22 protein-coding genes are annotated in these 23,142 nt (G+C 72.3%); 3 read left to right on the plus strand and 19 right to left on the minus strand.

Translation table 11 applies throughout. The features are described 5' to 3' along the window. Positions 1 to 8 precede the first annotated feature (8 nt). From G3I78_RS09135 to G3I78_RS09145, 3 genes are read right to left on the minus strand one after another with little or no spacing between them, the layout of a single operon-like run. Positions 9 to 539: a hypothetical protein gene (locus tag G3I78_RS09135; protein WP_164422327.1), complete on the minus strand. Its 531-nt coding sequence runs from the start codon at positions 537 to 539 to the stop codon at positions 9 to 11. Next, on the minus strand, positions 536 to 1,117 hold the full coding sequence (locus G3I78_RS09140) for a sigma-70 family RNA polymerase sigma factor (protein WP_164422328.1): 582 nt from the start codon (positions 1,115 to 1,117) through the stop codon (positions 536 to 538). The genes G3I78_RS09135 and G3I78_RS09140 overlap by 4 nt, the downstream gene beginning before the upstream one ends. Before the next feature lie 59 nt (positions 1,118 to 1,176). Next, positions 1,177 to 2,607: a S8/S53 family peptidase gene (locus G3I78_RS09145; RefSeq protein WP_164422329.1), complete on the minus strand. Its 1,431-nt coding sequence runs from the start codon at positions 2,605 to 2,607 to the stop codon at positions 1,177 to 1,179. A gap of 148 nt (positions 2,608 to 2,755) precedes the next feature. Here G3I78_RS09145 and G3I78_RS09150 point away from each other — a divergent pair, with 148 nt between their 5' ends. Beyond that, a complete protein-coding gene (locus G3I78_RS09150; protein ID WP_164423059.1) occupies positions 2,756 to 5,323 on the plus strand; it encodes a CHAT domain-containing tetratricopeptide repeat protein in 2,568 nt (855 codons plus the stop codon). Between the two features lie 113 nt (positions 5,324 to 5,436). On the opposite strand, the gene G3I78_RS09155 is transcribed toward G3I78_RS09150, so the two are convergent. After that, a complete protein-coding gene (locus tag G3I78_RS09155) occupies positions 5,437 to 7,368 on the minus strand; it encodes a LuxR C-terminal-related transcriptional regulator (protein WP_164422330.1) in 1,932 nt (643 codons plus the stop codon). 95 nt (positions 7,369 to 7,463) lie between these two features. On the opposite strand from G3I78_RS09155, the gene G3I78_RS09160 reads away from it, so the two are divergent. Beyond that, positions 7,464 to 8,549: a M12 family metallopeptidase gene (locus G3I78_RS09160; protein ID WP_164422331.1), complete on the plus strand. Its 1,086-nt coding sequence runs from the start codon at positions 7,464 to 7,466 to the stop codon at positions 8,547 to 8,549. A gap of 69 nt (positions 8,550 to 8,618) precedes the next feature. Here the strand turns inward: G3I78_RS09160 and G3I78_RS09165 are convergent, their stop codons facing one another. After that, a complete protein-coding gene (locus tag G3I78_RS09165) occupies positions 8,619 to 9,626 on the minus strand; it encodes a YafY family protein (RefSeq protein ID WP_164422332.1) in 1,008 nt (335 codons plus the stop codon). 96 nt (positions 9,627 to 9,722) lie between these two features. Between G3I78_RS09165 and G3I78_RS09170 the strand changes: the two genes are divergently transcribed. Next, a complete protein-coding gene (locus tag G3I78_RS09170) occupies positions 9,723 to 10,091 on the plus strand; it encodes a hypothetical protein (RefSeq protein WP_164422333.1) in 369 nt (122 codons plus the stop codon). On the opposite strand, the gene G3I78_RS09175 is transcribed toward G3I78_RS09170, so the two are convergent. The 14 genes from G3I78_RS09175 to G3I78_RS09230 form a co-directional block, all read right to left on the minus strand. Further along, positions 10,070 to 11,212 (minus strand): LLM class flavin-dependent oxidoreductase, encoded by a 1,143-nt coding sequence (locus G3I78_RS09175; protein WP_164422334.1) that lies wholly within the window; start codon positions 11,210 to 11,212, stop codon positions 10,070 to 10,072. The genes G3I78_RS09170 and G3I78_RS09175 overlap by 22 nt on opposite strands. After that, positions 11,205 to 12,281: an LLM class flavin-dependent oxidoreductase gene (locus G3I78_RS09180; protein WP_164422335.1), complete on the minus strand. Its 1,077-nt coding sequence runs from the start codon at positions 12,279 to 12,281 to the stop codon at positions 11,205 to 11,207. The genes G3I78_RS09175 and G3I78_RS09180 overlap by 8 nt, the downstream gene beginning before the upstream one ends. After that, positions 12,278 to 13,654 (minus strand): NtaA/DmoA family FMN-dependent monooxygenase, encoded by a 1,377-nt coding sequence (locus G3I78_RS09185; protein ID WP_164422336.1) that lies wholly within the window; start codon positions 13,652 to 13,654, stop codon positions 12,278 to 12,280. The genes G3I78_RS09180 and G3I78_RS09185 overlap by 4 nt, the downstream gene beginning before the upstream one ends. A 21-nt stretch (positions 13,655 to 13,675) precedes the next feature. After that, positions 13,676 to 14,857, minus strand: a complete 1,182-nt coding sequence (locus tag G3I78_RS09190) for an LLM class flavin-dependent oxidoreductase (protein WP_164422337.1) — start codon at positions 14,855 to 14,857, stop codon at positions 13,676 to 13,678. Between the two features lie 76 nt (positions 14,858 to 14,933). Continuing rightward, the gene (locus tag G3I78_RS53150) at positions 14,934 to 15,080 is read right to left on the minus strand and encodes a putative leader peptide (RefSeq protein ID WP_343243692.1); all 147 of its coding nucleotides are present in this window, start codon (positions 15,078 to 15,080) and stop codon (positions 14,934 to 14,936) included. Further along, positions 15,077 to 15,832, minus strand: a complete 756-nt coding sequence (locus G3I78_RS09195; RefSeq protein ID WP_164422338.1) for a GNAT family N-acetyltransferase — start codon at positions 15,830 to 15,832, stop codon at positions 15,077 to 15,079. Before G3I78_RS09195 ends, G3I78_RS53150 begins: the two co-directional genes overlap by 4 nt. A gap of 70 nt (positions 15,833 to 15,902) precedes the next feature. Beyond that, complete coding sequence (locus tag G3I78_RS09200) at positions 15,903 to 16,925, minus strand: transporter substrate-binding domain-containing protein (protein WP_164422339.1); 1,023 nt, start codon at positions 16,923 to 16,925, stop codon at positions 15,903 to 15,905. Positions 16,926 to 16,989: 64 nt separating this feature from the next. After that, entirely contained in the window at positions 16,990 to 17,769 is a 780-nt protein-coding gene (locus G3I78_RS09205; RefSeq protein ID WP_164422340.1) for an amino acid ABC transporter ATP-binding protein, read from the minus strand. Next, positions 17,766 to 18,749 carry an amino acid ABC transporter permease gene (locus G3I78_RS09210; protein ID WP_164422341.1) on the minus strand — a complete coding sequence of 328 codons (984 nt, stop codon included), beginning with the start codon at positions 18,747 to 18,749 and terminating at the stop codon, positions 17,766 to 17,768. The genes G3I78_RS09205 and G3I78_RS09210 overlap by 4 nt, the downstream gene beginning before the upstream one ends. A gap of 162 nt (positions 18,750 to 18,911) precedes the next feature. Then, positions 18,912 to 19,061 carry a hypothetical protein gene (locus G3I78_RS09215; protein WP_164422342.1) on the minus strand — a complete coding sequence of 50 codons (150 nt, stop codon included), beginning with the start codon at positions 19,059 to 19,061 and terminating at the stop codon, positions 18,912 to 18,914. Between the two features lie 110 nt (positions 19,062 to 19,171). Next, the gene (locus G3I78_RS09220; RefSeq protein WP_164422343.1) at positions 19,172 to 20,038 is read right to left on the minus strand and encodes a glutathione S-transferase C-terminal domain-containing protein; all 867 of its coding nucleotides are present in this window, start codon (positions 20,036 to 20,038) and stop codon (positions 19,172 to 19,174) included. A 127-nt stretch (positions 20,039 to 20,165) separates the two neighbouring features. After that, positions 20,166 to 20,288, minus strand: coding sequence for a putative leader peptide (locus G3I78_RS53155; RefSeq protein ID WP_343243693.1), 123 nt, complete (start codon positions 20,286 to 20,288; stop codon positions 20,166 to 20,168). A gap of 158 nt (positions 20,289 to 20,446) precedes the next feature. Further along, positions 20,447 to 21,535 (minus strand): FAD-dependent oxidoreductase, encoded by a 1,089-nt coding sequence (locus G3I78_RS09225; protein WP_164422344.1) that lies wholly within the window; start codon positions 21,533 to 21,535, stop codon positions 20,447 to 20,449. 159 nt (positions 21,536 to 21,694) lie between these two features. Further along, entirely contained in the window at positions 21,695 to 23,119 is a 1,425-nt protein-coding gene (locus G3I78_RS09230; RefSeq protein ID WP_164422345.1) for a cytosine permease, read from the minus strand. Positions 23,120 to 23,142: the final 23 nt, after the last annotated feature.

Genomic DNA, 23,142 nt, shown 5'->3' on the forward strand with positions numbered 1-23,142 from the left:
CGCGCGGTTCAGACGGTCAGCCAGTCGGTGACGATCACCCCTTCGCCGGTCCGCAGCCGCAGGGCGAAGGGACCGGTGGGGGGCTCCTCGTGGGTGAAGCGCCCCATGTCGTCGGTGGTGAGCGGGGAGCCCGAGTGCGGTCCGGTGAGGACCTCGATGCGGGCGGACTGGGGCGGCAGCACCTGTCCCATCAGCCCCTGGGCGGTGAGTTCGACGTCGACGGTGACCTCGCCGGCGTGGAAGGTCAGCATGCGCGGCGCGGCCAGGGCGCCCCGCACCGGGATGGCGTCGACCACCGAGTCGAAGGAGAGCTCGGCGATCCGGCTGTCCAGGTCGTGCAGCGCGAACGCCTCCACGGCCAGCTCCCGCAGGGCGGGCGGTACGGGGTCGAGGATGGCCGCGGCCTGCCGGAGCTCCTCCTCCAGCAGATCGAGCGTGAACTCCTCGTCGGGGAACGGCTCTTCGTCGAAGACGTCGTCGATGCCGTCGTTGTCGCCTTTATGGTCTTTGCGGTCTTTGCGGTCTTTGTGGTCGCTCATGTCGCTCCCGCCCCCCGGGCCTCCAGGCGCGCCCGCAGCCGTCGCAGACAGCGCTGGCGCAGTGGTCCGATGCTGCCCACGGCGATGCCCAGGGCGGCGGACACGTCCTGGTAGCCGGGTTTCGGCGAGGCCATCAGGATGCGCAGCAACTGCCTGCACCGCTCGCCGAGTTCCTCGAACTCCTGCCACAGATGGCGCACCCGCTCGCTCTGCGCGGCGGCGTCCTCGGAGTCGATCAGCGACTGCTCGGGCGTACGGTCCTCACTGACCCGGTCGAGGAGCTGCGGGTCGTCCGTGACGGTCAACCGCCTTGAGTTCTTGATGACCTTGAGGCTTTCGTGGCGCGCCGTGCTGGCCAGCCAGGACCCGGCCTTGTCGGGTTCGCGGATCCGCCCCAGGTGCTGGGCGAACCGGAACCACACGGTCTGGTACACCTCGTGCGCGTCGGCGTCGGAGAGCCGGTGTCCGCGCACGACGGACCACACCAACGGGCTCAGCCCTTCCACGAGCGCCTTCCAGGCCGCCGCGTCGCCGTCGACGGCGGACTGGACCAGCGCACCGACATCTCCTCGGTCCACGGTCCCACCCCTCGTGTACGGCAAGTCATCGTACGCCGTGGAAGGGGCTGTTCCGGCCCTCATGCGCCGACCGGGCGCTGCACGACCGGCACCGGGCGCCAGCCGGCCGGGCGCAGCGCCGGCACGTGCGCCCCGCGCACTTCGGCGAACTGCGTGTTCGAGGAGAGCAGTTGCTGCCGTGCGACCCGCGGGTCACCCTCCTTGTTCGCGACCATGTGGGCGGCGACAAGGCCCGCGACGACCGGGGTGGCGAAGGAGGTGCCGCTCCAGTGCGCGTACCCCTCGAACATCACCTGGTCCGCGTTGGCGGTGACGGTGCCGTCGTCGCTCAACACGCCGACGTGGGACGGGGACTGGCACGTGCACACGTAGGTGAAGCCGAACCGGCAGGCGTCGTAGGTGGAGTGCTGGTACTCGTAGGGCACGGGCGCGTCGAAGCCGGTCAGGGTGCTGGTGAGGCGCTCGCCGGGGGCGAAGACGTTCACCCAGGAGCCGTGGTTGCTGAAGCAGGCGCCGAACTCGCCGTCGCCGCGCAGCGCGCCGACCGACAGGACGACGTCCTGGTAGTCGGGCAGGTCGGCGTAGGCGGCGGGCCAGAACGGGCTGGCACTGGAGTTGTTGCCGGCGGCGGCGACCAACAGGGTGCCGTGGGACCGCAGTTCCTGCATGAAGGCGTCCATGCCGAGCAGGCCGTCGGTGCGGCCGTTGGGGGTGCCCGCGGAGAGGCTGATGATGTCGGGCCAGCCGTCCTCGACGGCCTCGAAGAGCTTCTCGCCGAACTCGGACTCCAGGATGGCGCCCGCGTCGCTCAGGGTGCTGCGCACGGTGATGTTCGTGTTGGGCGCGACGGCCGCGAGGACACCGGCGATGAACGTGCCGTGCCCGATGTACTGGAGGAGGTTGCCGGCCGGGCCGGTCTCGGTGCCGTGCAGGTCACCCTGGACGTGGGAGAGCAGCGGGACGAGCGCGTGGTCGTGGGTGAGGCCGTTGTCGATGACGAGGACGTCCACGGCGGTGTCCTCGTCGTGGCCGGACCCGTCGGGGGCCGGGTTGGTGCCCTGGCTGAGCGCGGCGGGCACGGGCTCGTCGCCGGGGCAGCAGTTCACGGCGAGCGAGACGACGTGGTTGCGGCTGACCAGCCGGCGCCCGGCGCGTCCCTCGCGCTCGCTCAGGGCGCGCAGGGCGTGGGTGACGGCCCGGTCGCCGCGGTGGTCGCCGTGGCCGGGGTCGCCGACCTGGATGCGGGTGATGCCGGAGCGGTTGGTCTCGGGGCTGTCCCGGCGCACCCGGTCGCCGGTCAGTCCGGTCGCGGCGGTGAAGTGGGCGCGCACGGTCTCCTCCACGAGAGCCGCGTCCCGGCCGTCGCGGGCCAGGACGACGCCCTTCTCGTAGACGAACTCCGAGGCGTCGTCGGGTCCCAGGGCGAGCGGGACGTCGGGCATGGAGCGCTGGATCTGGTCGAACTGCTCGTGGAATCGGTGTGGTGCCATGGCGTGTCCTCCCACTGAGGCGGCGGTCGTCAGTCAGAGCGGTGGGGCCGTCGATTGATACAGCGCCAAACCGGTGTGGTGTGCCACCTGGGCCACTACCATCCGTGGGGTGACAGCGGGAAGCGACTCCGTGCTCGAATTGCTGCCGATGGTGTTCGCCGCCCCCAACGAGGCGCTGGCGAGGGCAGAAGAAGTGCTCGGCTCGGACCCCTCACCGCTGCCCGCCTCCGTGGCCCACCAGGTGATCGGCCTGTGGCAGCGGGACTGGGGCGACATCCGCACCGCCGTGCACCACCTGCGCCGGGCCCGTGATCTGGCGGCGCGCGCGGAGTCCCCGGAGCGGGAGGCGGACGTGGTGTCCGCGCTCGGCGTGGCGCTGATCCAGGCGGGCCGCACCCGGCAGGGCCTGGAGGCGCTGGAGCGGGGTGTCGCCGTGAGCAGCGGTCATACCAGGGCGCGCATCCTGTTCCGGCGGGCCTACGCGTCCTGGGTTCTGGGACACCACCGCGAGGCGCTGGACGACGTACGGCGGGCGATTCCCGTGCTGCGCCAGGCCGATGACGTCATCTGGACGGCACGCGCGCTGACCCTGCGGGCGACCGTGCATCTGGCGCTCGGTGCGGTGGAGCGCGCCGACGCCGACTTCACCGCGGCCGAGGCCCTGTGGGAGACCACAGGCCAGGAGCACGACAAGGCGGACGCGGTGGAGAGCCGGGGGCTGGCCGCGTACCGGTCCGGGGACATCCCGGCTGCGCTGCGGCTGCTCGACGAGGCGAAGGAGCGGTACGCCAAGCTCGGCACGCCGACGTTCATGCTCAACATCCGGCGCTGCGAGGTCCTGATGGCCGCGGGGCTCGCCCCGGAGGCGCTTGCGGAGGCGGACGCGGCGATCAAGGTGCTGGACGGGATCGGCGGACAGTCCACGCTCAAGGCGGAGTTGCTGCTCGCCGCCGCGCGGGCGGCCCGGCTCGCGGGCGACGCGCACACCGCGATCGCGCGCGCCGACATGGCCGTACGGCTGTTCGCCGGGCAGCGGCGTTCGTGGTGGGAGACGCATGCGCGGCTGGTACTGATCGAGGCGCGGGTCGCCGTGGGGCGCGGGTCGGGGCGGCTGGTCGCGGACGCGGCGGCGGTGGCCGACCGGCTGGCCTCCTTCGGCGCGCCCGCCGCGCCCGAGGCCTCTCTCCTCGCGGGCCGGATCGCGCTCGACCTGGGCTGGCGGGAGGACGCCCGGAAGCATCTGGAGGTGGCCGCCCGCAGCCGGCACGGCGGGCCGCAGCTGGCGCGGATGACGGGCTGGGCGGCGCGGGCGCTGTGGGCGCGGGCGGACGGCTCGGACCGGCGGGTCCTGGAGGCCTGCCGCCGGGGCCTGGACGTCCTCGACGACCACCGTACGACCCTGGGCGCCTCGGAACTGCGGGCCCGGGCCACCGCACAGGGCGCGGAGCTCGCCGGTCTCGCCGCGCGGGCCTCGCTCACCTCGGGCGGGCCGCGTCGGCTGCTGGTGTGGAGCGAGCGCTGGCGGGCCACGGTGCTGTCCGCCCCGCCGACCCGTCCGCCGGCCGATCCGGAACTGCTCAGCGACCTCACCGCCTTCCGGGAGATCGCGGCGCGCGCGGAACTGGCCCGCACGGAGGGCCGCCCGGTGCCGACGCTGGAGCGCGAACAGCGGCGCCTGGAACGGGAGATCCGCGCCCGCACCCTCCACATCCGAGGCGACGCGCCGGGCGACGGCGACCGCTTCGACCCGGGCCGGCTGCTGGAACGGCTCGGGGACGACGTACGCCTGGTCGAACTGGCCGTGCTCGACGGGCGTGTTCAGGTGCTGCTGTGCGGGCAGGGGCGGGTGCGGCGGTACGAGGCCGGGCTGCTCGCCGACGCGGAGCGCGAGGCGGAGCATGTGCAGGCCGGGCTGCGTCGGCTGGCCCACCCGGGTGCCGAGGCGCGGCTCCCGGTGGTGGAGGCCGCGGGGCGGCGGCTGGAGGAGCTGCTGCTCGGACCGGCCGCGGCGCAACTGGGTTCCGGGCCGGTCGTGGTGGTGCCGCCGGGGCGGCTGCACCGGGTGCCGTGGGCGCTGCTGCCGTCGCTGCGGGAGCGGGTGTTCAGCGTGTCGCCCTCGTCGAGCAGCTGGCTGCGCGCCCGGGACACCGTCGCGCCGCCGGGGGCCGGTCAGGTCCTCGTACGCGGACCGGGGCTCGCGACCGGGGGCGCCGAGGTGCCCGAACTCGCCGGGCGGTACGGCTCCGCGACCGTCCTGGAGCACGAAGACGCGCGCGTGGAGCGGGTGTTGGAGGAGCTGGACGGGGCGGGGCTCGCGCACATCGCCGCGCACGGCACGTTCCGTGCGGACAGTCCGCTGTTCTCCTCGCTGCGGATGGCCGACGGGCCGCTCATCGTCCATGACTTCGAGCGCCTGGACCGCAGTCCGTACCGGATCATCCTGTCCTGCTGCGACACCGCCCGGTTCGCCTCGGTCGGCGCGGACGAACTGCTCGGCCTGGTCACGGCGTTGCTCCCGCTGGGCACGGCGGGGGTGGTGGCGTGCAGCGCGCCGGTCAACGACGAGGCCGTGGTGCCGCTGATGCTGGCGCTGCACAAGGGGCTGAGCGGGGGCGCGTCCATGGCGGAGGCGTTGCGCGACGCGCGGGCGGCGCTGCCGGGGGACTCGGTGCATCAGGCCACGGGATGGGCGTTCTCGGCGTTCGGGGCGGCGTGAGGAGCCGGTCGTCCGACGAGGGATCCGGCGGGGCGGGGCATGCGGGTGGAGCGGCCTGACCCCTCCCCCGAATACTGGGGGTCAGACCGCCCCGGTCCGGTGTGCGGCTCGGCTCAGGCCGACTGCGCCTCCGGCAGTTCCACCAGGCAGGGCAGCGCGTCGCGGTCGCTCGCGCCGAGGCGGGCGTACGCGCTGTAGAGGTGGTTGCCGACGGTGCGGATCGACAGGGTGAGCTTCTCCGCGATCTGACGGTTGCTGAGCCCGGCGGCGGCGAGGGTGACGATCTGCCGCTGGCGGGCAGTGAGTTCGCCGAGGACGAGGCCGGACAGGGCCGGGGTGCGGGCACCCTGGCAGCGCCGGGCCAGGGCGACGGCGCGGGTGCGTGAGGTGCGGGCGGCGCTGGGGTCGCGGTGTGCCCGTACGGCGTGCGCGTGCGCCTCGGCCGCGAAGAGCAGATAGCCGCGCTGCTCCAGCGAGCGCGCCGCGCGGTCCAGGGCGGGCCCGTCCCCGTCCGCCAGCGCCTCGGCGTGCTCGGCGAAGACCCCGCTGAGCCGTCCGGCGGCCCGGTCCGGCACGCCGAGCCGTACGGCGTCGTACGGCTCGTCGGTGACCAGGTCGAGCGCCGTGTCGAGGTCACCGCGGGCGGCGGCCGACCAGGCGGCCGCCGAACCTCCCGCGATCTCCCGCGAGTTGGTCGTGGCACCGGGCCCGGAGTGGGTGACTCGGTGGTCACCCGAGGGTTCGGAGGTTCCACGTGGCTTGACGTCGGCGGCAGTTGCCGTACGTCGGCCGTCACCGGAGCCGACGGGTGTGTCGGCGAGGTCCGGCACGGCCTCGGGACCGTCCGACTGGGCCACCGCCAGGGCGAGTTCGAGGCGGCAGGGCGTGTCGTCGGGGGTGGTGCGCAGTCCTTCCCTCGCCCAGGCCGCGGCCTCGCGCAGTTCGCCGCGGAGGCGGGCGAAGCGGGCGCGTACGGCGGCGTGGTGGGGCGGGAGGCCGGTGCCCTCGTCCAGGAGCCACTCCCCCACCGGGGCCGGGAGGTCACGTACGTCTGCCTGCTCCATGGCGCGGATGAGGGCGGCCGTCTCCGACTCCAGCGCGGTGGTGCGGGCGGCCGGGGTGCGGGACAGGCGGCGGGATCGCAGGCGTCCGGCGGCGGAGCGGAGAACGGGGCCGTGGAGGGGGTCGGCGAGGCGGGCGGTGCCGTGGTCGTCGACGTGGACCAGGCCCTCGGTCTCCAGGTCTTCCAGGACGCGCAGGTCGAGGGTGTCGGCCGGTACGGCGAGGGGCTCGCCGAAGGCCAGGCGCTCCAGGGTCTCGCGCTCGCCGGGGGCGGTGCGGTCGAGGAGGTGGGCGGTCCGCTCGCGCACGGTCGGGGTGACCGGCACCGGGCCCCGCCACGCCCACTCGCCCGGGCCGCCGGTGCGCAGCCCCGCGTCACGCACGGCGCCCACCAGTTCGCGCAGCAGGCGCAGATCGCCCCGGCACAGGCGGTACAGCCGGTTCACGGTCAGGGCCTCCGGACCGTCGGCGCCCGCCGCGAGCAGCTGTGCGGTCTCCTCGCGGGTCAGCGGCTCCAGGGCGAGGCGCGGCAGCAGCTCACCGGTCCACAGGCGGGAGATCGCGCCGGGCGTCCGCTCGCCGTCGGTGGTGACGACCAGGAGGCGGGTACGGCCGTGCACGGCGAGCTGGTGGACCAGCGCGGCCGAGGCGTCGTCGAGCAGATGGGCGTCGTCGACGAGCAACAGCCGTACGCCGGAGAGCTGTTGGACCGCGCGATGCAGGGAGACGGTCTCGGGGAGGAGGTGCGCGAAGGCGGCGAAGGCGAGCTGCCGGGTCTCGGGGGTGCCCGCGACCCGGGCGCACTCGGTGCCGCGCACGGCCTCCGTGGCGAGCCGTGTCTTGCCCCGGCCCGCCGGACCGGTCACCACGATGCCGGACCGTCCGGCCGCCACGGACCGGCGGATCAGCTCGAGTTCGGCCTCCCGGCCGGTGAAGGGCCAGGGCAGTTCCAGCGTCTTCGCGTCCCGTTCGAAAGTCGTCACGGAAGCAAGAGCACCGCTACTCAGTCCTGATACAGGAGGACTTGAGTAGCCCCCGACTCAGGCGCCCCGGAGCGCCCGGCGGCACGCTGAACCCCATGACCGCACGCTACTGCTCCCTCGCGCAGCAGCCGGCCCCGGCGTTCGCCCCGGGACTGGCCGCCGAGCGGCTGAGTGCGCTCATCGGCGGCAGCCGGATGTGGGTCAACGGCACGGTCCTGCACTACTGCTTCTTCGACGGCGACACCGACGGGTCCGTCATCCCCGTACCGGGGTCCGGACAGTCCCGGCGGGTGTCGTGGGTCGGCGGCGAGGAGCAGCGGGACGTGGTGCGCGGGTGCTTCAAGGAGTGGCGGGACCTCGGGATCGGCGTGACGTTCACCGAGGTCGGCGACCGCTCGGAGGCCGAGCTGCGCATCGGGTTCCAGCTCGGCGACGGCTCCTGGTCGGCGGTGGGCAGGGACGCCCTCCAGTTCGGTCTGGCCGAGCGCACCATGAACTTCGGCTGGGACCTGACCGCGCCCGGGGAGCGCGGGACGGCCCTGCACGAGATCGGGCACGCGCTGGGCATGCTGCACGAGCACCAGAGCCCGTTCGCCGGGATCCACTGGGACGACGAGGCCGTGTACGCCGATCTGGCGGGCCCGCCGAACTTCTGGAGCCGGGACCGGACGTTCTTCAACATCCTGCGCAAGCTGGCACCGGACGAGGTCAACGGCTCCGTCTGGGACCCCCAGTCGATCATGGAGTATCCCTTCGAGGCGGGGCTGATCCTGGAGCCGGAGCAGTTCCACGCGGGCCTCAATCCGCCCGGCACCCTGTCGGCCGCCGACAAGGAGTACGTCCTGCGCTGGTACCCGCCGACCGAACCGGTCCGGCCGCCCGCGCTGGTGCCGTTCCGGTCCGCTCCGCTCGGGCTCGGCCCGGGCGAGCAGGCCGACTTCACCGTGGAACCGCCGGAGACCCGTGACTACACCGTGGGCACCTTCGGCGACAGCGACACCGTCGTCGTGGTCTTCGAGGAGCGGGACGGGGAACCCCGCTACCTCTCCGGCCTCGACGACGGAGGCACCCCGCACAACGCAACGATCAGGGCCCGTCTCGTGAAAGGCCGCCGCTACTTCGTCCGTGTGCGCCTGTACTCCGCGTGGGGTTCGGGGGAAACCGCGGTCATGTGCTGGTGACAGCACCTACGGGCCGCACACGGGCGAGGCTGGACCACTGTCCGGCGCCGGGGGAATGGCCGGCGCTCGTCACCTTCGGGGGAGGGAGGCGAGCGCTGGCCACGCCGCATGTCCGGACCGGCCGTAGGCGGCGATCGTGCGACGGGCCGTCTCGATCAACTCCGCTCTGACGTCGGCCGGTTCGAGCACCTCCACGTCCGGCCCGAAGCCCAGCAGCCGTCTGCACGCCGCGCGCGGGTTGTCGAAGTGGAGGGTGAGGCGGTGCCGTCCGGGCCGGTCCGGGTCAGGGGTCGCGCGAGGGCCGGAGTCCGATTCGCCGAGCACCTCAGGGAGCGCGGCCAGGCCGGAGGCCGTCAGGCTTACGGTGACCGGCAGTTGATCCAGAGTCGCCTCGAACTCGGCGGTCCACCGGGCCCAGTGGGCCGGCAGGTCGAAGTCGGCGGGACGGGTGAAGGAGGCCGGGAGGAGTTCGGCCTCGGTGATGCGTGACGCGCGGTGGGTCCGGACGCCGCGGTCGGTGCGGACGACCAGATACCAGACGCCCGCCTTCGCGACGAGGCCCAGCGGGTCCACGTCCTTGGTCGCGCCGGGCCGGCTCGCGTGTCCCAGGCGCAGCCGCCTGTCCTGGCGTACAGCGTCCACCAGCACGGCGAGGTGCGGGACCGGCTCCGGCGGCCTGAACCAGGCCTGGGTGTCGATGTGGAAGCGGCTCGCCGTGGTGTGGACCCGGTCGCGGCTCGTCGGCGGCAGGGAGGCGAGGAGCTTGAGGCGGGCCTGGGTCAGAGCGTCGCCCAGGGCGATCCGTTCGAGGGGGCCACTGCCCGAGGCGACCGCGAGCAGCGCCGTCGCTTCCTCCGCGCTGATGCCGACCAGCGGACTCCGCCAGCCCTCCATGAGACGGCAGCCGCCGCCCGGGCCCCCGCTCGCCGTCACCGGCACTCCGGCCGCGCTCAGCGCGTCCAGGTCCCGGTAGACGGTACGGACCGACACCTCCAGCTCCGCCGCGAGTTGACGGGCCGTCATCTGGCCGCGGGACTGGAGGCACAGCAGCAGGGACAGCAGCCGGTCCGCTCGCATCGGAGGATCACCTCGTCGTCGTATGGCTGACAGAGGATGTCAGCCATACGACCGTAGCGTCACCCGCACAGCCCCCGATCGGCAGGGAGACGGCACGTGATCAGTGGATACGTCATCGGCGAGAGCCTCAGGACCGGCGCGGTGTTCGAGCCCGGCGGGTTGCGGTTGCGGAAGGTCGGCAGAGTGGGGATCGAGAGTGCCGCCGAGGGGCAGCCGGGTGTGTGGACGCTCGTCGAGTGGGAGTACGACGGTGAGGACGTCGGCGTGCTGGCGGACGCCCTCGCCGGGGTACTCGCACCCGAACTCGGTTGGTACGCCGACTTCTTCGCCGGGGACGAGCGGGTGGTGGTCTTCGCCGGGAAGGTGTTCCGGTATCGGCGCGGGGACGCGGTGGGCCGTGCCGAAGCGGTGGCGTACGGGCGGGCGGTGGGGACGCCCGAGCATCAGCTCGACTGGGACGAGTGACCCCGTCTCCGCCATTCCTCGGCGAGGAGTTCGTAGGAGCGGACCCGGTCCTGGTGGTCGTGGGTGATGGTGGTGATGAGCAACTCGTCGGCGTCCGTGGCTTCCTGGAGTTGTTCCAGGCGGTCGGCGACCCGGGCGGGGGAGCCGACGAACTGGGTGTCGAGGCGGTCCTGGACGAGCGCTCGGTCCTCGTCGGTCCAGGCGTGGGCGCGGGCCTCCTCGGGGGTCGGGAACGCGATGGCGCCCTCGGCGGTGCGGATGCTGCGCACCCAGGCGCCGTAGCCGGTGGCGAGTTCGCGGGCGGTGTTGTCGTCCTCGGCCACGACGACGTCGGCGGAGACACTGACGTACGGCTTGTCGAGGATTTCGGAGGGCTGGAAGGCGGCCCGGTAGCCCTCGGTGGCCTCCAGGACCGTACCGGGGCTGACGTGGTAGTTCGCCGCGAAGCGCAGGCCGCGGGCGCCCGCGGCCTCGGCGCTCTCCCCGCCGCTGCTGCCGAGGATCCACACCTCGACCTCGGCCCCTTCGCCGGGCACCACATGTGCCTCGATGCCCTCCGGGGAGCGGTAGGTGCCGGCGAGGAGGGCGAGGACGTCGTCGATCTGCTCGGCGTAGTCCTGCGACTCGGCGCCAGGCAGCAGGAGCAGCTTGCGCTGGAGGGCGATGCGGGGTGAGCCGAGGAGATACGCGAAGGAGAAGCGGGGCGGGACGAGGAGGCCGTTCGGGGCGCGGTCGTCGACCACGGTCGACGGCAGCGGGGTTCTGGGCGCGCCCGGCGGACGGCCGCCGGAACGGCCGAGGCCCAGGTCGAGGCGGCCGGGGTGCAGGGCGTCGAGGAGCCCGAACTCCTCGACCGTGCTGAGCGCGGTGCGGTGGCCCAGCTGTACGGCGCCGGAGCCGAGGCGGATGGTGGTCGTGGCGGAGGCGGTGAGCGCGAGGACGACCGCGGGGGACGTGCCCGCGACGCCCGGGTTGAGGTGGTGCTCGGCGAACCAGTAGCGGGCATAGCCGAAGCGCTCGGCCCGCTGGGCGAGGTCGATGGAGTTGCGCAGGGCGTCGACGGCGGTGGACCCGGACGGGATCGGCACCAGATCGAGGACGCCGAGGGGGATCTCAGGCATGGGCCGGCTCCTCGGCGTGGACCGGTCCCCAGGCGAACGGCGGGTCCGGGATGTCCCGGCGCAGTACGGGGGCGACCTCGGACTGGAACAGCTCCAGCGAGTCCCGGTGCTGAGTGTCCGTCAGCCCGCTTGCGTCCGCGTGGAGATGGAGGACGGTGTGCCCGAACTGCTCGTGATAGCGGTGCACTTTGTCGATGATCTGCTGCGGGCTGCCGATGAGTGCGGAGCTGCGTTCGACGAAGTCCTCCAGGGTCTCGAAGACGACGGGGAGGCCCGCCTGCTCGTAGAAGGCGAGGTTGGCCTCGAAGAGCGGGCGGTACGCGTCGAGCGCTTCCTGCGAGGTGCGGGTCACCAGGAGCCCGGCCGTGCCCGCGCCGACGGCGATGTCGGCCGGGTCGTGGCCGTAGTGCTCCCAGCGCTCGCGGTAGTGGCGGATCAACTCGGCATACGGCTCTATGGGGTTGGTGACGTTCGCCGAGAACAGCGGGTCGCCGTAGCGGGCGGCGAGGTCCACCGACTCCTTGCTGGTGGCGCTGCCGTGCCAGACGCGGACCGGGCGCTGGTACGGCCATGGCCACGCCTCGGCGTCCTTCAGCGGGGGCCGGAAGCGGGTCTCGGCGGTGACCTTGTCCTGGCGCCAGAGCCGCCGGAACACCTCGTAGCTCTCGGCGTTGCGGTCCCACTGGTCCTCGGGGGTGACCTGGAACAGCTCGCGCTGGGCGGAGCCGTTGCCCTTGCCGATGATGAGGTCCAGGCGGCCCTCGGAGAGGTGGTCGAGGGTGGCGTAGTCCTCGTACGCGCGCACCGGGTCGAGCAGGCTCAGCGTGGTCACCGCGGTGAACAGCCGGATCCGCCGGGTCAGCGCGGCGATGTGGCTGAGGACGACGGTCGGCGAGGAGGAGAGGAACGGCCGCTCGTGCCGCTCCCCCACGCCGAAGCCGTCGAAGCCCAGCTCCTCGGCGAGCACCGCGTTGTCGAGCACCTCACGGAACCGGTCGTGGGTCGGCTTCAGCACGCCCGTGACCGGATCGGGCCGGTGCACGATCAGTGTGATCGCGAGGAACTTCACGACGCCGCCCGCTGCTCGCCCCGCACGTCGTCGGGGTGCGCGAGGCCGAGCTGGTGGCGCAGGGTCGGGCCCTCGTACTCGGTACGGAAGACGCCCTGTTCCTGGAGGAGCGGGACGACCTTGTCGGCGAAGGTGTCGAGGCCGGTCGGGGTGATGTGCGGGACGAGGATGAAGCCGTCGCTGGCGTCGGCCTGCACGTACTCGTTGATCGTGCGCGCGACGGTCTCGGGCGAGCCGATGAAGTTCTGCCGGTTGCCGGTGTTGATGACCAGGTCGCGGATGGACCACTTGTTGGCCTCGGCCAGCTCACGCCACTCGCGGGCGGTGGCCAACGGGTCGCGGTACATGCGGACTTGGGCGCGGCCCTTGGAGATGTGGTGGTCGCTGACGTCCGGGTCGACGTCGGGGAGCGGCCCGTCGGGGTCGTACGACGACAGGTCCCGGTTCCAGACGAACTCCAGGTGCTTCAGCGCGGTCGCGCCGCTGACCTGCTGGCGTCGCACGAGCCGGGCCAGCTCCTCGGCCTCGGCGTCGGTGTCCGCGAGCGCGAAGGAGGCGGCGGGCAGGATGAGCAACTGGTCGTGGCGGCGGCCGTACTTGGCGAGGCGGTTCTTGACGTCGGTGTAGAACGCCCGGCCCTCCTTGAGGGTGGCGTACCGGCTGAAGATGGCGTCGGCGCCGGACGCGGCGAACTCGCGGCCCTCCTCGGAGTCGCCGGCCTGGAAGATGACCGGGCGGCCCTGCGGGGAGCGCGGGACGTTGAACTGCCCCTGGATGTCGAAGTGTTGGCCGGTGTGGACGAAGGAGCCCGCCTTCGCGTCCCGCAGGAACACGCCGGAGGCCTGGTCGGCGATGATCTCGTCGCCCTGCCAGGAGTCGAAGAGCTCCTGGGTGGTGGCGAGGAACTCCTTGGCGCGGGAGTAGCGCTCCTGCTGCGGCAGGAAGCCGCCGCGGCGGAAGTTCTCGCCGGTGAAGGCGTCCCAGGAGGTGACGACGTTCCACGCGGAGCGGCCGCCGGAGAGGTGGTCGAGGCTGGCGAACTGGCGGGCCACCTCGTAGGGCTCGTTGAAGGTGGAGTTGATCGTGCCGGTGAGGCCCAGGTGCTCGGTGACGGCGGCGAGCGCGGCGAGGATCGTGAAGGTGTCGGGGCGGCCGACCACGTCCAGGTCGTAGATCTTGCCGCCCTGTTCGCGCAGGCGCAGGCCCTCGGCGAGGAACAGGAAGTCGAACTTGGCGCGTTCGGCGGTCCGCGCGAAGTGCGCGAAGGAGCTGAACTCGATGTGGCTGCCGGCCTCGGGGTCGCTCCACACGGTGGTGTTGTTGACGCCGGGGAAGTGGGCGGCCAGGTGGATCTGCTTCAGGGGCTTGCTCATGGGTGCGGGGATCCTTCCGGCTCAGGCGGCGGCGTAGCGGTTGGCGGGGCGGGCGAGGCCCAGCAGTCCGCGCAGGGTGTCGGCCTCGTAGGCGGTGCGAAAGGCGCCCCGGCGCTGGAGTTCGGGGACCAGGCCGCGAGTGATGGCCGGGAGGTCGTGGCCGAGGACGGCGGGCCGAAGGCGGAAGCCGGTCAGCCCGGCCGCCTGGAACTCGGCGAGCAGGTCCGCGAGTTGGGCCGGGGTGCCGGTGAAGATCCGGGCGTCGCTCCGGTACGGCTCCCCCGCGAGGGCGTCGAGCCGGTCCCGGCGGGCGGCGGCCTCGGCGGGGTCGCCGTCGAGGTAGACGACCAAGTCGCCGAAGATGTGGAGGAGTTCACCGGAGCGGCCGGCCGTCTCCTGCTCGGCACGGATCTCGGCGACGATCGCGCGGGCCTGGTCGGTGTCGTGCGGGGTGATGTAGCCGACGTCGGCCTGGCGGGCGATGAGCCGGTACGGCACGGTCTGGTGGCCGAGCGCGGTGACGAGGGGCTGGCCCTGCGGCGGGCGGGGCGTGATGGAGGGGCCCTTGACGCTGAAGTGCCGGCCCTCGAAGTCGATGTAGTGCAGCTTGTCCCGGTCGACGAAGCGGCCGGTGGCGGCGTCGCGGATCTCGGCGTCGTCCTCCCAGCTGTCCCAGAGTCGGCGCACGGCCTCCACGTAGTCGGCGGCCTCGTCGAAGAGGTCGGTGACCACCGGGCTGTCGTAGCTCTCGATCGGGTCGATGGTGCGACGGCCGAAGTGCGCGGCCTCGTCGGGGCGGGCGCTGATCTGGACGCGCAGGCCCGCCCGGCCGGTGCTGACGTAGTCGAGGGTCGCGATGGCCTTGGAGAGGTGGAAGGGCTCCGTGTGGGTGACCACCGCGGTCGGGACCAGGCCGATGTGCCGGGTGAGCGGGGCGATCCGGGAGGCGATGAGTACGGCGTCGAGTCGGCCGCGGACCTGGTCGGTGCGCTCGTCCGGGTCGAGGGGCCGGGAGGACTGCGGGCCAAGGCCGTCCTCGATGGTCACGAAGTCGAGCAGGCCGCGCTCGGCCTCGGCGACCAGGTCGGCCCAGTATCCGGCGGTGAGCAGGTCACGCGGTCGGGCCACCGGCTCACGCCAGGAGGCGGGGTGCCAGCCGGTGCCGTCCAGGGCGACGGCGAGATGCAGAGAAGAAGGGGACACGGGTGGGTGCCTTCCTGGAGATCCGTACGGGAGCGCCGGCCCACGAAGGGGCGCGGCAGCCAGGGCGGAGAACGGGTCAGGAACAACAGAGCGCGGTGGCCACGCGCTGGAGATCGATGTGCGGCCGGGAGTGGAGGTGGGCGGAGCGGAGTGTGCGGATCACGCCCGTCACCTCCTCCTTCGGGGCGCGCGACGGCGCCCGGCGGATCTCGTCGGGAGTCACAACCTCGCCGCCCCGCGGGATGTTCCCGGACTGCGGACCAGGAGGATGGGTGAGCGGCGGCGCAGGGTGAAGCCGATGGACTCGTAGAGCCGGATCGCGTCGGTGTTGTCGGCGGCGGCGTGCAGGAACGGGGTGTCGCCGCGCTCCCTGATACCGGCGGCGACCGCGCGGACCAGGCGGGTGGCCAGGCCCCGGCCGCGATACGCCGGGTCGGTGCAGACCGCGCTGATCTCGGTCCAGCCGGGTGGGCGCAGCCGCTCGCCGGCCAGGGCGATCAGGCGTCCCCGGTCCCGGATGCCGAGGTAGGTGCCGAGGGCGATGGTCCGCCTGAGGAAGGGGCCGGGTCTGGTGCGGGCGACCAGGTCCAGGATCTCGGGCACGTCGTCGGGTCCGAGCCGTACCGCCTCGGGGGCGGGTTCGGATCGCAGGGCGGTGGCGACGAGTTGGACGCCCACTCCCCCGCCGACGATCTCCCAACCCGCGGGGACTTCCTCAACGGGCTTGATCCGTACGGTGGTTCCGGGACCCACGAGGGTGTGCAGGTCGGTCCAGGCGGCCGGATCGGCGGGGTCGGCGAGGGCGGCGAAGGCGTAGACGTCGTCCGGGTAGCGGGCGGCGCGGCCGACGCGTTCGGCGAGGTGGGCGTGCGGGCCGTCGAGGGCGGCCCATACGGCGTTGTCGAGGACGGAGGGCTCATGCGCCGCGGGTCTCAAGGAGGCTCCGCCGCCGCGGAGTTCGGTCTGCCGGGTCACGGAGGCGGAGTCCCTTCCTGAGGTCCTGCGGTGATGGGCGTGCGGGTGGGTGAGGCTTGGGGAACAGGCCTCAGGAGTTGGTGAGCGGCAGCCCGGGCGGGTTGACCTCCGACTTGGAGACGGCGTCGTTGGAGAGGTTCCACGCGGCGAGCCACTTGGCGTACTGGCCGTTGTCGATCAAGTAGTTGATCGCGTCGGCGAGGGGCTTGGCGAGGCCGCTGTCCTTCTTGGCGGTCGCGGCGATGAGGCCCTGGAGGGACGCTCCGGCACCGGAGTACTGGCCCGCGATCTTGGTCGCGTTGGGCGTGCTCGCGGTCTGGGTGACGTGGTAGGAGAGGTTGGGGCTCGGGCCCAGGTAGGCGTCGATCTTGCCGCTGTTGAGGGCGAGATAGATGCTGGGGCTGTCCTGGAAGTACTTGACGGTCAGCTTCTTGCCCTCCTTCTCCAGCTTGGTCTTCCAGTCCAGGAGGATGCGCTCCTGGTTGGTGCCGGCGCCGACCGAGACGGTCTTGCCCGCGAGGACCTCGTAGTCGCCGTCGAAGCTCCACTTCGAGGTCTTGAGCGTCTCGAAGGCGAGGTCGTCCTTGCGGTAGGAGGCGAACTCGTACTTCTTCTTGCGCTCCTCGGTGTCGGTGATGTTGGAGAAGCCGACGTTCACCTTGCCGCTGTCGATGCCGACGAAGAGGTTCTCCCAGGTGAACCGCTTGACCTCGGGCTCCAGGCCGAGGACGCCGGCGACCAGCCGGGCCAGGTCGGTCTCGGAGCCGGTGAGGGTCTTCTGGTCGCTGCCCACGAAGCCCAGCGGCGGGGAGCCGGAGGGCAGGGTGCCGGAGCCGATGACGAGCTTGCCGCTCTTTCTGACGGCGTCGGGCAGTTCGGCGCTGATGGACTTGACCTCGGCGACCTTGAGAGCGGTCTCCTTGGCGGCGCCGTTGGAGAACTGGCCGACGGTGACCGTGCCGGCGCTGTCCTTCGTGGTGGTGGCGGCGTCGCTGTCCCCACCGCAGGCGGCGAGCCCGGTGGCGAGGGTGGCGACGGCGGTCGCCGCGGTGATGCCGCGTATCAGGCTGCGTCGGGTGAAGTGGTCAGACATGGCCGTCCTTGAGAGATGAAGAGACAGAAAGGAGAGGGGGGTTCGGAGCACCTTGCTGGGGAGTTCAGAGCACCTTGCTCAGGAAGTCCCTGGTCCGCTCGTGCCGGGGCCGGTCGAGGACCTCGGAGGGCGGACCCTGTTCGACGATGTGGCCGCCGTCGATGAAGACGACCCGGTCGGCGATCTCGCGGGCGAAGCCGATCTCGTGGGTGACGATGACGAGGGTGGTGCCGCTGGTCGCCAAGTCCTTGATGACGGCGAGGACTTCGCCGACGAGTTCGGGGTCGAGCGCGGAGGTCGGCTCGTCGAAGAGGATGACGCCGGGGCGCAGGGCGAGCGCGCGGGCGATGGCCACACGCTGCTGCTGGCCGCCGGACAACTGCCGTGGATAGGCGCCGGTCTTGTCTCCCAGGCCGACCCGCCCGAGGAGTTCCCGGGCCAGCTCCTGGGCCTGCGCCTTGCCGAGCTTCCCGGTCGCCACGGGCGCGGCGGCCACGTTGTCCAGCACGGTCAGATGCGGGAACAGGTTGAAGTTCTGGAAGACGAAGCCGATCCGGCCGCGCTGGGCCAGGATGGCCCGCTCGCTGAGCTCCTTGAGGCGCTCGCCCTGTCTGCGTACGCCGATCAGTTCGCCGTTGACGCTGACGTAGCCGACCTCCGGCTTCTCCAGGTGGTTGATGACCCGGAGCAGGGTGGACTTCCCGGAGCCCGACGGGCCGAGGATCACGGTGACCTCGCCGGGGCGGACGGTCAGGTCGACGCCGTTCAGGACGCGGTGGGCGCCGTACCACTTGTGCACGCCGTGCACTTCGAGGGCGACGGGGGTGATGTCGGTGACGCTCATACGGCGGCCTCCCGGCGGATGCGGGCCCTCAGGTCGGCGAGACCTGACCACAGTTTCTGGAGCGGGGTCGGCGGCAGGGAGCGGGTGGCGCCCCGGGCGTGGTGGCGCTCGACGTAGAACTGCACGACGGACACGGCGCTGGTGAGGATGAGGTACCAGACGGTGGCGACCAGCAGCAGCGGCACGATGTCGCCGGGGTAGGTGGAGCCCATGGACTGCACGGTGCCGAACAGGTCGAGGAGGGAGACGTAGAAGACCAGCGAGGTGCTCTTGATGAGGCCGATGAGCTGGTTGACGTAGTTCGGGGTGATGGAGCGCAGGGCCTGCGGGAAGACGATCCTGCGGAACTGGTAACCCTTCGGCAGACCGAGCGCGGAGGCCGCCTCGTGCTGGCCCTGGTCGACGGAGAGGATGCCGCCGCGGACGACTTCGGCGGCGTAGGCGGCCTCGTTGAGGCTGAGGCCGATGACGGCGATGACCATGTCGGTGGCGAGCCGGGACTCGTCGAAGGAGAAGAAGGCCGGCCCGAAGGGGACGCCGACGCTCAACGTCTTGTACAGGGCCGAGAAGTTGTAGAGGAAGAGCAGGACCACGATCAGCGGTATCGAGCGCAGGGCCCACACGTAGGTCCAGCTCACCGCCCGCAGCACCGGGCTCCTGGAGAGCCGGGCGAGGGCGAGGAGGATGCCGCCCAGGAGTCCCAACACCGCGCTGTAGGCGGTGACTTCGAGAGTGATGAGCAGTCCGTCGAGGACGGTCGGCCGCAGGAACCAGTAGCCAAAGCGGTCCCACTGGTAGAACGGGTTGGTCGCCAGCCCGTGGACGAACTGGGCCGCCAGGACCAGGACGACGCCGGTGGCGATCCAGCGTCCCGGTCGCCTGAGCGGCAGAACTCGCTGTGCGGCGAGCTGCTCTGACGGGGCGTCGGTCCGCGGCGGTGCCTCGGTGACGGACACGGCGGCGCCTGGGGGTTCACTCATGAGGGAGCTCCGGCGGAGAGTCGGATGTCCCGGGCACGGCGAACACGGCACGCTACGGCGAGGAAGCGCGGCACAGGGGAACGCACGGTAACCGGGGCTGGGCGGACGGCGGCACACCGCGGGGGCGGTGTGCGTCAGGAACGCGGGGGCTGAAGGAGAAGGTCAGCCCTGACAGCGGGCACGGCCCGGCGCGGTACACAGTGCGCTGCTCACACGGAGCAGGTCGACGGCGCGATCGGCGACGAGGAGGTCGCCGTACGGCAGCGCGCAGCCCTGGGAGCGGCGGGAGGCCGTCCTGGGAGCTGCGCGCATGGGAGTCACCGTCATCGTTCTCGGGGGTCGAGGACCCTTGTGAGCGGAAGTAAAGGCAATTGTCAGGACCTGTGTCAACGCCGGTCCGGCAGTTGGGACGCCAGGAGCCTCTAGGAGGCCCGGCCGGCGTGCGCGGCCCAGTCCAGGATCTGCACGGCGGCGCCCGCGGCCTCCAGGCCCCGGCAGTGGGCGTGGTGCCTGCGCGCGATGCCGTCGAGGTCGAGGTGGGTGCCGAAGGCCGGGTGGGCGGCCAGGCGGCGGGCGTAGTCCCACAGGACGGGATGGTCGGCGATGCGCTGCACCGCGCCGGCGTCCAGGTGGTAGCGGTGCACGGTGTCGAGTTGGACCAGCGTGACCCACAACTCGACGTCGGCGGCGGTGAGGTGATCCCGGATCAGGTACTCGCGTCCGACGAGCCAGCGCTCCAACGAGCCCAGGGAGTCCAGCAGTTGCTCCAGTGCGGCGGACCGCTCGGCCGCGTCTCCGCCGGCGGATCCGGCGTGCTGGGCGGTCTGTCCGATGCCCCGGCACATCCGCTCGACGGCCTCGGTCTCCGACTCCGCCCCGCACGGGTACAGCGCGGGGCGGCCGCCGCCGAAGTGCCGGGCCAGGTCGCGGGTGATGTCGGTGGCGTGGATGCTGACGATCCGCCCCGACCAGTCGTCGCTGAGCACCGGGGCGAGGGCCGCGCCGGTGTACCGGTGCGCGCTGGCCTCGTACAGCGGGCGCAGCGCGGAGTGGCCTCCGTCGGGACAGTCGGGGATCGGGTCCAGGAAGGTCACGGGACAGATGTCGTCGAGGCCGAGCAGGCTGTGCACGACGGCGATGCGCAGTCCGTCGGCGCAGGCGGCGGCCAGATGGAGGCGGTAGCGGCGCGGCACGGCGTAGTGCCCACTGCGCGCGTCCTGGCCGATGCGGCCCCGGAACACGGCGGCCGGGTGGGTGACCGGGATGTGGGCGAGCGGTGTGACGGACATGGGTCTCCCCGGGTGTCGGTGCGCAGACGTACGCGCGGCGGAAGCGTCGTCGGGCGGGAGCGGCGGCCGTCCCCCGTGCGTGGCGGCAGCGGTGGTCCCGGTCGGGTGCGGCGAAGGGCGGCCGGGCTCAGCCCAGGGGCCCGATCGCGCTGCAGACCCGCTGCAGATCGATGTGACGGCGGGAGGTGAGGAGAGGCGAAGGCCCGGACGTACGGCTCACTCGGCCGACGGCCGACTCAAGGCGCCCCATGTTTCCCTACCTGTTCACTAGGATTCCCATCTGGAGTGTCGATCTGCTCCTGGCGCACGTCAAGAGGGCGTCCACGAGGCGGTCACCGGACGCCGGTGGCGAGGATCACGGGTCCCGACGATGCCGATCCGCTGGGCCGTCTCGCCGAGAGCCGCGTCCTAGCCCACTCGGTCGAGCCGGAAACGCGGGTCGGGCCCGGTGCGGCCGGTGGCGAGGTCGGCGGCCATCGCCCCGACGAGCGGGGTGAACTTGGCGCCGTGCCCGGAGCACGGGGAGACGATCACGAACGGGCCGTGCCGGTCCAGGACGAAGTCCTCGTCGGGGGTGGCCGTGTAGAGGCAGGTCGCCTCGGCGACGGGCTCGGGGTCGAGTCCGGGGAGCCGGTCGCGGACGAATCCGCTCACCCGCTCCCGCGACGACGGGTCGACCACGCCGGTGCGGCTGTCGGCGGTGGTGGGGGTGCCGCGGTCGTGCTCGGCGACCTTCACGGCCGGGAACGGCCCGCCGTCGCTCCCCGACGGCAGGCCGTACAGGTGCAGCTCCCCGTCCCAGACGAGCGTCGGCCACCCGGCGGACGCGTCCCGCCGGCGGTAGTGGAACACCTGCTGCTGGGTGACCCGGAGCGGCGGCAGCGGTACGGGCAGACCGAGCCCGGGCAGCCAGGCACCGGCGGCGACCACCACCGTGTCCGCGACGATCTCGTGGCCACGGTCCGTGTGCAGCAGCACCTTCGCATCGCCCCGTACGTCGAAGCCGGTGACCCGGGCGCCGACGACCGCCTGCGCACCGTGCTCGACCGCCCGCCGCACACAGGCACCGACGGTCTCGTCGGCGTCGATCACCCCGGCGTCCGGGTGGTGGAGCACCGGGTCGGTGAAGCGGATGTACGGCCAGCGCTCCGACGCGGCTTCCGGGCCCAGGAGTTCGTACGGCACTCCCGCCGCCCGGAGCGGTTCGGCCAGCGCCCGCGGATCGCGCCCCTCCCGCACGTCGAGGCCACCGGTCGTGCGCAGCAAGGGAGTTGAGGAGTCGTCCTCCAGTTCCCGCCACTGTTCCTTCGCCAGCCCGGTCAGTCGTACGTAGAAGGGGTCGGCGTACGCCCGCCTGAAGATCCGTGAGCTGCCGTGCGAACTGCCGTGCCGGTGGCCGACGTCGTACGCCTCGATCAGCGTGACCTCGTGGCCGCGCCGGGCCAGTTGCCAGGCGGTGGCCGCACCCATCAGTCCCGCGCCGACGACGGCGATCACAGTTCCTCCCCGGGGATCGAGTTCGTGCCCGCGAACGGGACGCGAGCCGTGGCCGCGGACTCGATCGTAAGGGCGACCGGACCCCCGGGGCTGACAGGGCGGGAAGGACCGCGCAAGCCGCAGGGCCGGACACCAGCGGTGCCCGGCCCTGATGTGCCGTCAGGAGACGTCCGCGGACGCCCTGTTGTCCGGGATCGCCGGTGCCGTCGCGCCGGAGGAGACCCACAGCGACTTCAGCCGGTACGTCAGCAGGTAGAGGACCGCGCCCGCGCCGCCCGCCACGAACATGCTCAGGTCGCCGGCCTCCGGGAACGCCTTCGAGAAGGGCCCGGTGTAGAAGCTGGACTGCCAGAACGGCACCGACGCGGCGACCCCGCCCGCCCAGGCGACGAAGCCCCAGTCCAGGACCCGGCGACGGTCGTACAACTCCTCGATGCGGGACGGGTCGGAGCGGCCGCCGAGGTAGAAGTCGAGGAGCAGCACGGCCGCGAAGGGGGCGATGAAGTAGGCGGTGAGGTTGAGGAAGACCTTGAACTTGTCCTCCGTGCCCGACTCGCCCCAGAGGCTGATGGCGTAGGCGAGCAGACAGATGACGGTGACCGCCTGGGAGCGGGTGACCGGGATCTTCAGGGTCTGTACGGAGATCGCGCCGCCGTAGACGTTCAGGAAGTTCTGCGCGAGCGCGGACAGGCCGACGGCGATCAGCGCGGGGACGGCGAACGGGCCTGCCAGTTCGTGCAGCGCGGTGATGGAGTCGGAGCTGGTGGCGCTGCCGCCGACGACCACGCCGAGGATGCCCAGCCAGGCGATGGTGACGAAGTTGCCGAGGCCGGTGTACCAGGCGGTGCGGCCGATGACCTCCGGGGTGTCGGGGAGGTAGCGGGAGTAGTCGGAGGCGAAGGGCGCCCAGGCGACGAGGAAGGAGAGGAACCAGCCGCCGAAGGTGATCAGGCCGCCGGTGGAGCCGATATAGCCGTCCGCGCTCGGGTCGGCGTGGAAGAAGCTGCCGCCGCGCACGATGGCGACCACGGTGATCAGCAGGAACAGCGGTGTCAGGACGTACGTCAGGATGCGCTGGAGGTAGTTGATCATGTTGTAGCCGTAGATCGACACCACCAACTCGACGGCCGTGAGCACGGCCGCGCACAGCCAGTACGGCAGATGGGTCAGCTCGGCGAAGGCCTTGCCGCCGAGGATGACGGTGACAGAGGCCCAGCCGATGCCGGCGAAGACGTTGATGTACGCCACGGGCAGGAAGTTGCCGAAGAAGCCGAGCGGGCCGCGCGCCTGGATCTGCTGCGGCACCCCGAGCCGTACGCCCATGCGGGACATCACGGCCATCAGCACGGAGCCGAGCGCGGCCCCGATCACGATGGCGCTCACGGCGGCGCCGAAGCTCAGCCCGAACCAGGCCGCGCTGAAGCCGAGCAGGATGATCGGGAAGTTGAGCCCGGCGGCGAACCAGACGAAGAACTGCGAACTGGGCTTGCCGTGCCGCTCGTTGTCGGGGATGTGGTCGACGCCGAAGGGCTCGACCTTGGTGACCGCGCTGCCGTAGGCCGGCGCCGGTGTTCCTTCTGTCATGCGGTGCTCCTGCTCGTCGAGCT

Origin of the sequence: Streptomyces sp. SID13726 (assembly GCF_010548375.1) — a bacterium.
Classification (GTDB): Bacteria; Actinomycetota; Actinomycetes; order Streptomycetales; family Streptomycetaceae; genus Streptomyces.